The sequence below is a fragment of the Sandarakinorhabdus oryzae genome (assembly GCF_009733735.1).
GTDB classification, from domain to species: Bacteria; Pseudomonadota; Alphaproteobacteria; order Sphingomonadales; family Sphingomonadaceae; genus Sandarakinorhabdus; species Sandarakinorhabdus oryzae.
The window spans coordinates 1-12916 of sequence record NZ_WNJP01000077.1 but is presented as its reverse complement, the minus strand read 5'-3'; the positions used below and the strand labels follow the sequence as shown (position 1 = coordinate 12916).

The 12916-nt window shown below is 64.2% G+C and carries 13 protein-coding genes; 2 read left to right on the top strand and 11 right to left on the bottom strand.

Going from position 1 to position 12916, the window contains the following annotated elements:
* From GJ693_RS09110 to nuoG, 10 genes are all read right to left on the bottom strand, one after another.
* Nucleotides 1-551, bottom strand: a 551-nt coding sequence (locus tag GJ693_RS09110) for a biotin--[acetyl-CoA-carboxylase] ligase (RefSeq protein WP_156255996.1), incomplete at its 3' end; no start/stop codon positions are given.
* Complete coding sequence (gene nuoN / locus GJ693_RS09105) at nucleotides 551-2023, bottom strand: NADH-quinone oxidoreductase subunit NuoN (protein ID WP_156255995.1); 1473 nt, start codon at nucleotides 2021-2023, stop codon at nucleotides 551-553. The genes GJ693_RS09110 and nuoN, both read right to left, overlap by 1 nt.
* On the bottom strand, nucleotides 2023-3576 hold the full coding sequence (locus tag GJ693_RS09100; RefSeq protein WP_156255994.1) for an NADH-quinone oxidoreductase subunit M: 1554 nt from the start codon (nucleotides 3574-3576) through the stop codon (nucleotides 2023-2025). Before GJ693_RS09100 ends, nuoN begins: the two co-directional genes overlap by 1 nt.
* Complete coding sequence (gene nuoL, locus GJ693_RS09095; protein WP_156255997.1) at nucleotides 3576-5579, bottom strand: NADH-quinone oxidoreductase subunit L; 2004 nt, start codon at nucleotides 5577-5579, stop codon at nucleotides 3576-3578. Before nuoL ends, GJ693_RS09100 begins: the two co-directional genes overlap by 1 nt.
* A gap of 2 nt (nucleotides 5580-5581) precedes the next feature.
* A complete protein-coding gene (gene nuoK, locus GJ693_RS09090; protein WP_156255993.1) occupies nucleotides 5582-5887 on the bottom strand; it encodes an NADH-quinone oxidoreductase subunit NuoK in 306 nt (101 codons plus the stop codon).
* Nucleotides 5884-6495, bottom strand: coding sequence for an NADH-quinone oxidoreductase subunit J (locus tag GJ693_RS09085; protein ID WP_156255992.1), 612 nt, complete (start codon nucleotides 6493-6495; stop codon nucleotides 5884-5886). The genes nuoK and GJ693_RS09085 overlap by 4 nt, the downstream gene beginning before the upstream one ends.
* 1 nt (nucleotide 6496) lies before the next feature.
* On the bottom strand, nucleotides 6497-6985 hold the full coding sequence (nuoI, locus tag GJ693_RS09080; protein ID WP_156255991.1) for an NADH-quinone oxidoreductase subunit NuoI: 489 nt from the start codon (nucleotides 6983-6985) through the stop codon (nucleotides 6497-6499).
* Nucleotides 6982-7461: a hypothetical protein gene (locus tag GJ693_RS09075; RefSeq protein WP_156255990.1), complete on the bottom strand. Its 480-nt coding sequence runs from the start codon at nucleotides 7459-7461 to the stop codon at nucleotides 6982-6984. The genes nuoI and GJ693_RS09075 overlap by 4 nt, the downstream gene beginning before the upstream one ends.
* Entirely contained in the window at nucleotides 7458-8519 is a 1062-nt protein-coding gene (nuoH, locus tag GJ693_RS09070; RefSeq protein ID WP_156255989.1) for an NADH-quinone oxidoreductase subunit NuoH, read from the bottom strand. The genes GJ693_RS09075 and nuoH overlap by 4 nt, the downstream gene beginning before the upstream one ends.
* Complete coding sequence (gene nuoG, locus GJ693_RS09065; protein WP_156255988.1) at nucleotides 8516-10528, bottom strand: NADH-quinone oxidoreductase subunit NuoG; 2013 nt, start codon at nucleotides 10526-10528, stop codon at nucleotides 8516-8518. Before nuoG ends, nuoH begins: the two co-directional genes overlap by 4 nt.
* Nucleotides 10529-10810: 282 nt before the next feature.
* Here nuoG and GJ693_RS09060 point away from each other — a divergent pair, with 282 nt between their 5' ends.
* A complete protein-coding gene (locus GJ693_RS09060) occupies nucleotides 10811-11182 on the top strand; it encodes a SpoIIAA family protein (RefSeq protein WP_156255987.1) in 372 nt (123 codons plus the stop codon).
* Nucleotides 11183-11211: 29 nt separating this feature from the next.
* Entirely contained in the window at nucleotides 11212-12534 is a 1323-nt protein-coding gene (trmFO, locus tag GJ693_RS09055) for a methylenetetrahydrofolate--tRNA-(uracil(54)-C(5))-methyltransferase (FADH(2)-oxidizing) TrmFO (protein WP_156255986.1), read from the top strand.
* A 6-nt stretch (nucleotides 12535-12540) separates the two neighbouring features.
* Here the strand turns inward: trmFO and GJ693_RS09050 are convergent.
* The coding region (locus GJ693_RS09050) for an EF-hand domain-containing protein (protein WP_156255985.1) at nucleotides 12541-12916 on the bottom strand (376 nt) is incomplete at its 5' end.

Below are 12916 nucleotides of genomic sequence, written 5' to 3'. Positions count from 1 at the left end.
GCGCGCGCCAGCCAGGCGGCGCGGATCGGTGCGAAGCCCTGCGCCGCCCAGACACCGCGCCAATGGGCGAAGGCGGGTGCCAGCTGATCGAGCAGAGCGGTCGGGGCCGGCACGGGCAAACCGGCGGCGGCGAGGCTGGTGGCGGGGCGCTCGGTGCCCTCCGGGTGGTGGGCGAGATTGACGCCGATGCCGATGACCAGCGCCGCACCCTGGCGTTCAAGCAGGATGCCGGAGCATTTTGTGGCATCGAGGAGCACGTCGTTGGGCCATTTCAGGGCAAATCGCGCCGGCTTGCCGGTGAGCACAGCCAGGGCATCGTGCAGGGCCAGCGCAACGACGAAACTGAGTTGCTGGACCTGGCCATCGGCCTTGACCAGCACGCTGCCCATGAAGTTGTCGCTGCCATCATTCCACAACCGGCCGCGGCGGCCGCGCCCGGCGGTCTGGCGGTCGGTGATCACCCAATGGCCGTCGGGCAGCGCGTCGGCGCGGGCGAGCAACCAGTCATTGGTCGATCCCACCTCGGCAAGGTGGGTGAATTCAGCGTCCATCAGGCCGGGAACAGGGCAGCGGCGGCCTGCGCGGTGGCAGCCACCAGCGGCGAGATCGCCAGCATGCCAACGGGCGAGCAAAACAGCGCACAGGCGGCGATCATGGCGCCATTGACGGCGCTGCCCTCGCTGGCCACCGCAACCGCCGGCTCGTCGAAATACATGATCTTGATCAGCCTGAGATAATAGAAGGCGGCGATGACCGAGGCGATGAAGCCGATGATGGCCAGCGCGATCAGGCCAGAGCCGATGGCGGCCTGGAACACCGCGAACTTGGGCCAGAAGCCGAGCAAGGGTGGAATGCCGGCGAGGCTGAACATGAAGATGGCGAGCGCGGCAGCGAGCCTGGGCTGCGTCTTCGACAGGCCGGCGAAATCGGCCATGGTCTCAACCGGGCTGCCATCGGGGCGGCGCAGCTGCAGCACCACCAGAAAGCTGCCCAGCGTCATCGCGACATAGACCGAGACATAGAACAGCAGTGCCGAAATGCCGGCGGGCGTGCCGGGGGTTAGGCCGACAAGCGCGAAGCCGATGTTGGCGATCGACGAATAGGCCAGCAGGCGCTTGATGTTGGTCTGTGCCACGGCGGCCACCGCGCCCAGCACCATCGAGGCGATCGAAATAAAGATCAGGATCTGCTGCCAATCAGCCGCGACCTTGCCGGGGAAGGCGACGACCAGCACGCGCGCCATCAGGCCCAAGGCGGCGGCCTTTGGCGCAGCCGAGAAGAAGGCGGCAACCGGCGTTGGCGCGCCTTCATAGACGTCGGGTGTCCACATGTGGAAAGGCACGGCGGAGACCTTGAAGGCCAGGCCGGCAAGGATGAAGACGATGCCAAACAACAGGCCGAGCGAGCGTTCCGTCTGGCCGCCGACAACCGCGGCGATCTGATCGAGCTGGGTGGAGCCGGAGAAGCCGTAGATCAGAGTGACGCCATAGAGCAGGATGCCCGAGGCCAGCGCGCCCAGCACGAAATATTTGAGGCCAGCTTCAGCGGAACGGTCATCCTGGCGGTGAAAGGCGGCCAGCACATAGGAGGGCAGCGCGGCCAGTTCGAGACCGATGTAGAGGGTGAGCAGATCATTGGCCGACACCATGATGGCAAGGCCAAGCGTCGCCAGCAGCATCAGCACCGGATACTCGAAACGCCCGGACCCGCTTTCGTTCAGCCAGGGCAAGGCGAGCAGCACCGAGGCAGCGGATGCGGCGAGAATGATGACCTTCAGAAAGGCCGAAAAACTGTCAGCGACATAAAGCCCGTCGAAGGCGCGGGCCATGCCGGCGGGCGCATCGAGCAGGGTGAAACCGGCCAGGGCGAGAATTGCCACCGCGAACAGGCTGGTGACGGTGAGCGCACGTGATCCATTCTCGGCCTTCCCCGTGAAAGTGCCAAGCATCAGCGCGGCGAGGCTGCCGAGCGTGAGCACGGTTTCCGGGCCGGCGATGGCGATGGAGGCGAAGATCGGGTTCATCAGTGGTGGCTCTCTGCGGCCTTGGCCGGGCTTTCCAGCGCCGGCAGCACGGGCGACAATGTCATGTCGGTCGGCACGGTGGCGAGTTCGCGGCCCTCCAGGCGGGCGACGACGGCTGCGATGGCCGGCTTCATCGGCTGCTGGAAGCTCTTGGGATAAACGCCCATCCACAGCGTGGCGAGGATGATCGGGGCGAGGATGGCGATCTCTCGCGCGTTGAGATCCGGCATGGCGCGCGTGTCGTCACCGGCGGCCTTGCCATAGGCGACCCGGGCGTAAAGCCAGAGCATGTAGCCGGCGCCAAGGATGATGCCGGTGGTGAGCACGAAGGTGGCCCAGGTGCTGGTCTGGTAGAGGCCCAGGAGCACCAGGAATTCGGCGACGAAGCCCGAGGTGGCCGGCAGGCCGACGCTGGCCATGGTGAAGAACAGCAGCGCCAGGGCATATTGGGGCATGGTGTCTGCCAGGCCGCCATAGCGGCTGATCTCACGGGTGTGCAGCCGATCATAGATCACGCCGACGCACAGGAACAACGCGCCCGAGACGAGGCCGTGAGACAGCATCATCACCATCGCGCCTTCCAGGCCCTGGGTGTTGAGCGCGAACAGTCCGCCGGTGACGAAGGCCATATGGGCAACGGACGAATAGGCAATCAGCTTCTTCATGTCCTGCTGCACCAGTGCGACAAGACTGGTGTAAACCACCGCCACCATCGACAGGCCGAACACCAGCCAGATCAGTTGCGCGCTGGCATCGGGGAACATCGGCAGCGAAAAGCGGATGAAGCCATAGCCACCAAGTTTCAGCAGCACGCCGGCGAGGATGACGGAGCCGGCCGTGGGCGCTTCGACGTGGGCATCGGGCAGCCAGGTGTGCACCGGCCACATCGGCATTTTCACCGCAAAGGAGGCGAAGAAGGCGAGGAACAGCCAGAACTGGGCCTCTTTCGGGAAATCGGTCTTGCTCAGGACGCCGATGTCGGCCGAGCCAGCGAAATTCACCATCCACAGCATGGCGACGAGCATCAGCACCGAACCCAGCAGCGTGTAGAGGAAGAATTTGTACGACGCATAGATGCGCCGCGCGCCGCCCCAGATGCCGATGATCAGGAACATCGGGATCAGGCCACCTTCGAAGAACAGGTAGAACAGGAACATGTCGCGGGCGGCAAACGTCCCGACCATCAGCGCTTCCATCAGCAGGAACGCCGCCATGTACTCCGGCACGCGCTTCTTGACGCTGGTCCAGCTGGCGAGGATGCACAATGGCATCAGGAACACCGACAGCTCGATCAGCATCAGCGCGATGCCGTCTATGCCCAGCGACCAACTGACGAAGGGCGCGAACAGCGGCAGATCCTCGGTGAACTGGAACGCAGGCGTCGTCTGATCGAACTGCGTCCACAGCCAGATACCGGCGACGAATTCGACCAGCGTGGTGGCCAGCGCCACCACGCGCGCGCGGCCGGCGCGTTCGTCGTCGCCGCCGGGCAGCGTTGCCACCACCAGGGCTGCCACCACCGGCAGCAAGATCATGAGAGACAGGATCGGCATCAGCGCATCATCCAGGCGGCAGCGGCGGCGAGGCCGACCAGCATCACCAGTGCGTAGCTATAGACATATCCGGACTGGAAGCGCCGGGCGAGACCAGCGCCAACCACTACCACGTCGGCTGCGCCATTGGGGCCAAAACGATCAATCGTCTGCTGGTCACCACGCGTCCAGAAGAGGCGGCCTAACCAAAGCGCCGGCTTCACGAACAGCGCGTCGTACAGCTCATCGAAATACCATTTCCTGAGCAGGAACTGGTAGAGCCCGGGCACTTCGTTCTGCCACCATTTCGGGATCGACGGCTTGCCCAGATAAACATGCCAGGCAAGGCCGAGGCCGAGGAAGAAGGCGACCGACGGCGTCCACACCACCCAGGCCGGCACTTCGTGCATGGCGTGCATCAGATGCTCGCGGAAGGCGAGGCTGCCGCGCCAGAAACCGGCACCTTCTTCGGCGCCCACGAACTTCTCGTGCCAGACCAGGCCGGCCAGCAGCGCGCCGGTGCCGAGCACGAACAGCGGGATCAGCATCGACAGCGGGCTTTCGTGCGGGTGATAACCGGCGGTGCCGTCATCTTGCGCGTCATGATCATGCGCGTGATGATCGTCATGGCCATGATCACCATGCGCGGCGTGCTGGATGTGCTCGCTGCCGGCCCAGCGCGGCTGGCCGAAGAAGGTGAGGAACACCAGCCGCCACGAATAGAAGCTGGTCAGCGCCGCCACGATCGCGCCAACGAAGAAGGCGAATGTGCCATGGCTGGTGCCGCTGGCAAAGGCGGCTTCCAGGATGGCGTCCTTCGAATAATAGCCGGCCGTGAAGAAGAAGCCGGTGAGCGCCAGCGTGCCGATCGTCATCATCCAGAAGGTGATGGGGATGTGGCGACGCAGGCCGCCATAGAAGCGCATGTCCTGCTCATGGTGCATGGCGTGGATCACCGAGCCGGCGCCGAGGAACAGCAGCGCCTTGAAGAAGGCGTGGGTGAACAGGTGGAACATGGCCGCGCCATAGGCACCGCTGCCGGCGGCGAAGAACATGTAGCCGAGCTGGGAACAGGTCGAATAGGCGATAACCCGCTTGATGTCGTACTGCACCATGCCAACCGTGGCGGCGAACAGCGCCGTGCAGGCGCCGACCACGCAGACGACGGCTTGGGCGGTCGGGCTGGCTTCGAACATGGGTGACAGGCGGCAGACCATGAACACGCCGGCGGTCACCATTGTGGCGGCGTGGATCAGCGCGGAAACCGGTGTGGGGCCTTCCATGGCGTCGGGCAGCCAGGTGTGCAGGCCCAACTGCGCGGACTTCCCACAGGCGCCAACGAACAGCAGCAGGCACAGGCAGGTCATCACATCGACCTGTGAGCCGAGGAAGCTGAACGTCTGGCCGCTGTGCTGCGGCACGGCGGCCAGGATGGCGTCGAGGGAGACGGTGCCGAACACCAGGAAGGTGCCGAAAATACCGAGGCTGAAGCCGAAATCGCCGACGCGGTTGACCACGAAGGCCTTGATGGCCGCCGCGTTGGCCGAGGGCTTGTGATACCAGAAGCCAATGAGCAGGTAGGAGGCGAGGCCCACCCCCTCCCAGCCGAAGAACATCTGAACAAGGTTGTCGGCCGTCACCAGCATCAGCATGGCGAAGGTGAACAGCGACAGATAGGCGAAGAACCGGCTCTGCGACGGGTCTTCTTCCATATATCCCCAGCTGTAGAGGTGGACGAGCGCCGAGACGCTGGTGACGACGACCAGCATGACCGCGGTGAGCGTATCGACCTTCAGCGCCCAGTGGACGGAAAGATTGCCGCTCTCGATCCAGTCGAGCACGGGCACGGTGTAGCCGGCGCTATCGTTGAGCCAGAAGCCGATGAAGATCGTCCACGCCAGTGCGGCCGACACGAAGAGGCCGCCGGTGGTGATCGCCTTGGCGGCGGTGTGGCCGATGGCGCGGCCACCCAAGCCGGCGACAAGCGCGGTCAAGAGCGGCAGGAAGACGAGGAGCTGGATCATCATCAGCCCTTCATCAGGTCGGCTTGATCAACCGCCACCGTGCCGCGGTTGCGGAAATAGATCACCAGGATGGCGAGGCCAATGGCGGCCTCACCGGCGGCGACGGTGAGCACGAACATCGCGAAGATCTGGCCGTGGACCTGGTGCAGGAAAGCCGAGAAAGCGACGAGGTTGATGTTCACCGCGAGCAGGATCAGTTCCAGCGCCATCAGGATGATGATGATGTTGCGGCGATTGAGGAAAATGCCGAACACGCCCATCACGAACAGCGCCGCCGAAACGGCAAGATAGTGGGTGAGGCCGATCACAAATCCACCCCCTGGCCCAGACCAGCCTTGCCAATGCCAAGGGTGCCGGCCGGCGTGCGCGCGTTCTGCACGGCAATATCCTGTTTCTTGATGCCGACGCGGCGGCGATGGGTGAGCACGATGGCGCCAATCATGGCGGCCAGCAGCAGCAGCCCGGCCATCGAGAACACGAAGACATAACGGGTGTAGAGCTGGCTGCCGATCCACTGGGTGTTGCTCATGCCCACCGGCGGCCCGGCCAACGCTTCGTGGACGATGACGCCCTGGCCGGGCTGCCAGCCGGTGCCGATCAGCAGCAGTTCAGCCAGGATCACGCCCGAAACCGCGAGGCCCAACGGCAGATTCTGCATGGTGCCGCGCTTCAACGCCTTGAAATCAATGTCGAGCATCATGACGACGAACAGGAACAGCACCGCCACTGCGCCGACATAGACGATGACCAGCAGCATCGCGAGAAACTCGGCGCCGAGCAGGATGAACAAGCCGGCCGCGTTGAAGAAGGCGAGGATCAGCCAGAGCACCGAGTGCACCGGGTTCTTCGCGGTGATCACCATCAGGCCGCTGGTGAGCAGCAGGCCAGAGAAGAGGTAGAAGGCAAACGCGGCCATGTCAGCGCCACTCACTATCTGCAGCGATGTTGCTGGCGATGGCGCGTTCCCACTTCTCACCGTTCGCGAGCAGCTTGGCCTTGTCGTAGATCAGCTCTTCGCGGGTCTCGGTCGAAAATTCGAAGTTCGGCGTCTCGACGATGGCATCGACCGGGCAGGCCTCCTGGCACAGGCCGCAATAGATGCACTTGGTCATGTCGATGTCGTAGCGGGTGGTGCGGCGGCTGCCGTCTTCGCGCGGCTCGGCTTCGATGGTGATGGCCTGCGCTGGGCAGACGGCCTCGCACAATTTGCAGGCGATGCAGCGTTCCTCGCCATTCGGGTACCGGCGCAACGCATGCTCACCGCGGAAGCGTGGGGACACCGGGCCCTTTTCGAACGGGTAGTTGAGCGTGGCCTTGGGACGGAAGAAATAGCGCAAGGTCAGCCACAGGCCGGAGATGAACTCCAGCAACAGCAACGACTTGGCGGAGCGGAGCAGCGCGGTCATCGTGATGCCCCAAGCATTTTTTCAACAGCAGTACCGACACCGGTGTTGCAGACGCCAACGAACATCGGAGCATGCTCAGGAAATGGCTTGGTCATGTCCTTCGGCAGCTCCTTCGGCAAAACCCACGCTTCGCGGCCCTGCTTGCCATTTGCAGGCGCTTTGACGAGGATGTCCAAATTACTGGATCTTGGTCGGCGAACTCGAAAAATCGTCCCGCCGTCGCTACTTATAAACGCCTGTGAAACACCCGGGCTAACGAAGCCAGTCGGATCTAATAACTTGATGGGAAACACGTCTGCCATAGGAACTAACTTTACTGGCCGGCGAACAAATATCATCAATGGATGATGACGTTTACCCACAACTGGTTTTTCATTCGCATCAAACCGAGTGACTCTAACAAAGTCACAGTTGAACAACTCAACCGTTGTCCGCGGTAAACCCACTGCCAGCGCCAGAGAGATCAAGCTGATCATGCCGGCACCGCCGCAAAGTGCCCGGTGAACATCAGCCAGCCCGAGACGACCACCACCCAGAACAGCGACAGCGGCAGGAACACCTTCCAGCCCAGCCGCATCAGCTGGTCATAGCGGTAGCGCGGCACGGTGGCCTTCACCCAGGCGAACACGAAGAACATGAAGGCCATCTTGGCGAGGAACCAGACGAAGCCGGGGATGAGGTAGAGCGGCGCCCAATCGAGCGGCGGCAGCCAGCCACCCAGGAACAATGTGGGGATCAGCGCGCACATGAAGAGGATGTTGGCATATTCGCCGAGGAAGAAGAGCGCGAAGGACATGCTGGAATATTCGACCTGGTAGCCGGCAACGAGTTCGGCCTCGGCTTCGGGCAGATCGAACGGCGGCCGATTGGTTTCGGCCAGCGCCGTGATGAAGAAAATGATCGCCATCGGGAACAGCAACGGATTGAAGATGTTGCCGTTCAATATGCCCAGCACATTGGCCTTCTGGCTCATCACGATGTCGGAGAGGTTGAGGCTCTGCGCGTACATCATGACGGCGACGAGGATGAAGCCCATCGAGACTTCGTAACTGACCATCTGCGCTGCCGAACGCAGCCCCCCCAGGAAGGCATATTTGGAGTTGGACGCCCAGCCAGACATGATGATGCCATAGACGCCCATCGAGGAGACGGCGAAGATGTAGAGCAGGCCGACGTTGAGATCGGCCAGCACGAGACCGGCGTCGAACGGCATCACCGCCCAGACGACGAGCGCCAGCGTGAAGCTGATCATTGGCGCCAGCAGGAACACGCCGGTCGACGCGCCGGTGGGGATGATGGTTTCCTTCAGGAACAGCTTCGCGGCGTCGGCAAAGGTCTGCAGGATGCCGAACGGGCCGACGACGTTGGGGCCGCGCCGCATCTGCATCGCCGCCCAGATCTTGCGATCGGCATAGACGGCCACCGCCACGCCCACCATCACCGGGAAAGCGATGGCAAGGATCAGCGTCAGATTGGCAAGGAACCAGCCCAGGCCCTGCCCGAACTGCTCGATGAACCAGCCGGTATAGGTCATTCGGCAGCCTCCCGGCTTTCGGGAGCAAGCAGCGAGGAAACGCAGGCGGCCATGGTGCCACTGGCGCGCGCCACCGGGTTGGTGAGGTGATAATTGGAGAAGGCGTGGTGCAGCGCACCCTTCACCGGTGCCGCGTCCATCGCCGGAAGCGTCGCGGCGCGGTCGATCAAGCCATCGCGGGCCAGATCGGGCCACTCGCTGGCGATGCGGCGCCTGAGGGCCGACAGATCGTCATAGGGCAATTTCTGGCCGAGGACCGAGGAGAGCGCGCGGAAGATCGTCCAGTCTTCGCGGGCATCACCGGGCGGCTGCGTTGCCTTGAGCGCACGCTGCACCCGTCCTTCCAGATTGACCCAGGTGCCGGGCTTTTCGGTGTAGGCGGCGGCCGGCAGGATCACGTCGGCATGGCGCACGCCATGATCGCCGTGGGTGCCGATATAGACGGTGAAGCGCCCAGACATCACGTTGACTTCATCGGCGCCGAGCAGGAACAGCGCCTTCACATTGCTGTCGCCCAGCAGCGCGTTGACGCCGCCGTCGAGGGCGAGGCCGAGCCGCAGCGCACCAGCACGGGCCGCCGCGGTGTGGACAAGGTTGAAGCCATTCCAGCCGTCCTTCACCACGCCCAACTTGGCCGCGGCCGCCCGGGTGGCAGCATAGAGGCCGGGAGTCTTCAGCGCGCCCATGCCGACCAGGATCACCGGGCGTTCGGCCTTGGCAAACGCGGCCATCATCTCGGCGGGCAGATCGCTCAACAGCGCGGCATCATCACCCAGTTCGGTGACCGGGAAGGCCAGATCGGTGGCCGGGCCAATGGCAAATGCCTTGGCGCCGCCCTTCTTCACTGCCTTGCGCAAGCGCACATTGAGCAGCGCGGCCTCGAAACGCGGGTTGGTCCCGACAAGCAGGATCGCGTCCGCCGTCTCGATGCCCGCCAGGCCGGTGTTGAACAGCCAGTTGGCCGGTTCACCCGTGTCGAACAGCGCGCCATCCTGGCGGCATTCGATGCGGTTGGAGCCCAGCGCCCCCAGCAGATCGCGCAGCGCCACCATGTCTTCCACGGCATTCAAATCGCCCACGATGCCGGCGATTTCCTCGCCCTTCAGGTCCTTCAGGCCAGCGGCGATGGCAGCAAAGGCCTCGGCCCAAGTGGCCTTTTGCAGTTTGCCGTTCACCCGCACCCACGGCGTGTCGAGCCGGCGTTCGGACAGGCCATCAACGGCAAAGCGGCCCTTGTCGCCCAGCCATTCCTCGTTGACGTCGTCATTGAGGCGCGGCGTCACGCGCATCACGGCGGCACCGCGGCTGCCGACGACGATGTTGCTGCCGATGGCATCCATCACGTCGATCGAATCGGTCTTCTTCAGCTCCCACGGCCGCGCCTGGAAGGCATAGGGCTTGGAGGTGAGCGCGCCGACCGGGCACAGATCGATGACATTGCCCGACACTTCGGAAGTGACGGCCTTTTCCAGATAGCTGGTGATCTGCATCGACTCGCCGCGGCCAATGGCGCCGATTTCCTCGACGCCCGCAACTTCTTCGGCGAAACGCACGCAGCGGGTACAATGGATGCACCGGGTCATCACTGTCTTGATCAGCGGACCCATGTATTTTTCGGTCACCGCCCGCTTGTTTTCCTCATAGCGGTTGGCGCCGCGGCCATAGGCCATGGCCTGATCCTGCAGGTCGCACTCACCGCCCTGGTCGCAAATCGGGCAATCCAGCGGGTGGTTGATCAGTAGGAATTCCATCACCCCTTCGCGGGCTTTCTTCACCCGTTCGGTCGTGGTGTGAATCACCTGGCCATCGACCGCCGGCATGGCGCAGCTGGCCACAGGCTTGGGCGATTTTTCCATGTCCACCAGGCACATGCGACAATTGCCGGCGATAGACAGGCGCTCGTGATAGCAGAAACGCGGAATTTCGGCGCCGGCCGCTTCGCAGGCCTGCAACACTGTGGCGCCGTTGGGCACCTCCACTTCGATCCCGTCGACGGTCAATTTCGGCATGAACTCAACCCTGCCGGATATGCCGCTGAGGGGCCCGGCCGAACACTGGCCGCACGTGCATAAAGATCACTTCCAAAAGGGACGGCATCGCACGGCCGTCAGACCCTCGGGGGTATAGCGACCACCATGGGCCATGGGAAGGCCAAAGAGCGACATTCTGCCGCGCCGCAGCATTTTTCGCAGGCAGGTTGAGGCGCTTCCCGCAGTGCGGCACGCGATTGCCATCATCCCTTATTGCGATGCGCCAAGGGCTTGGCACCCTGACGGCGAAGGAGCGCGCCGATGTTGAGCATGACCTGTGATGACGAAGCCGGCTTTATGGAGGTGGTGGTCGATGGCGCCATCACCCGGACCGATTACGAAGCGGTGGTGACTGCGGTCGACCAATTGCTGACCCGCCACAGCAAATTGGATTTCGTCGAGGTGGTGCGCCGCCTGGGGCCGATGCCGCCGGAGGTCTGGTGGCGCGACCTTGTGTTCCACCTGCATCACCGCGATTTCCTGCGCCGCGCCGCCATCGTGTCGGATTCGGGCTGGGTCGGGCCGCTGATCCGGCTGCTGGCGCCGCTCTATCCCGCGGAGTTGCGCTATTTCCCCGAATCCGCGCTCGACGACGCGCGGCGCTGGGCGCAGGGCGGCACCGACGCTGGATAATCGTGCTGGCCTGACGCATAGGGCGGGCCATGACGAACCCCATTCACATCATCGGCGGCGGCCTCGCCGGATCGGAAGCGGCTTGGCAGATCGCCGAGGCCGGCCTGCCCGTGGTGATCCACGAAATGCGCGGGGTGCACGGCACCGACGCGCACAAGACCGACGGGCTGGCCGAACTGGTCTGCTCCAACAGCTTCCGCAGCGATGATCCCGACAACAATGCTGTCGGCCTGATCCACCAGGAAATGCGGGCGCTGGGCAGCATCATCATGCGAGAGGCCGACAAGGCGCGGGTGCCGGCGGGATCGGCGCTGGCGGTGGACCGCGACGTGTTTTCGGGCGGCGTCACCGCCGCACTGGCCGCGCATCCCAATGTGACGATCGTGCGCGAGCTGATCGCCGGCCTGCCACCGGAAGACTGGGACAGCGTGATCATCGCCACCGGGCCGCTGACGGCAACGCCGCTGGCCGAAGCCATCCGTGGTCTGACCGGCGAGGATGCCCTCGCCTTCTTCGATGCCATCGCGCCGGTGATCCATTTCGACAGCATCAATCTTGATGTCGCCTGGTTCCAGTCACGCTGGGACAAGGGCGGCGCCAAGGATTATCTCAACTGCCCGATGGACAAGGAGCAGTATGAAAGCTTCATCGACGCGCTGCTCAGCGCGGAAAAGACCAGTTTCAAGGAGTGGGAGGCCAACACGCCCTATTTCGACGGCTGCATGCCGATCGAGGTGATGGCCGAACGTGGCCGCAACACGCCGCGCTTTGGCCCGATGAAACCGGTGGGCCTGACCAACCCAGCCACCGGCCGCCGCGCTTGGGCGGTGGTGCAGCTCAGGCAGGACAATGCCAGCGGCACGCTGTGGAACATGGTGGGTTTCCAGACCAAGATGAAGCATTCTGAGCAGGTGCGCGTGTTCCGCACCATTCCGGGCCTGGAAGACGCGCAATTCGCCCGCCTTGGTGGCCTGCACCGCAACACCTTCATCAAGTCGCCGGTGCTGCTGGACGAAACGCTGCGACTGAAGGCGCGGCCCAGCATCCGCTTTGCCGGGCAGATCACCGGTTGCGAGGGCTATGTCGAATCCGCCGCGGTCGGGCTGATGGCGGCACGCTTTGCCATTGCCGAACGGCAGGGCCGGGCGCCGGTGCCGCCGCCGGCCACCACGGCGCTGGGCGCCCTGCTCCACCACATCACTGGCGGCGCGGAGGCTGCGACCTTCCAGCCGATGAACGTCAATTTCGGTCTGTTCCCGCCGCTGGCGACGCCGGTGAAGAAGGACCAGCGCAAGCCGGCCCTGGTGGCGCGGGCGCGCGACGACCTGGCCGGCTGGATGCGGGTGGCCTGAGGGCTGTCACTCCTCCCCCGGCGGCGGGCACACACAGGCCGCCCTGGTCTTGCGCTTCACTGCCGTGGTCGCGAACTCGCTGGCGCTGAGCGACCCGTCGGCATTGCGATCGGCACGGGCGAACTTCGTTGCAGTAGACGCGGCGAACTCGGCGAAATCCAGCCGGCCATCCTTGTTGGCGTCGGCCTTGTCGAACGACTTCTTGCGGTTGGCCAGAAACTCGCCGCGGCTCACCGCGCCATCATCATCCTTGTCATAGCGGGCTAGCCGGCGGGCCTCGCGTTCGGCGTCTGACAGGGGCGAGCGCGGGGCATCCAGCGGGGCGGCAACGGCATCGCTGGCCGGCGGTGCGGCGACGGCGAGCGCGGCCGCAGGCTGGGTG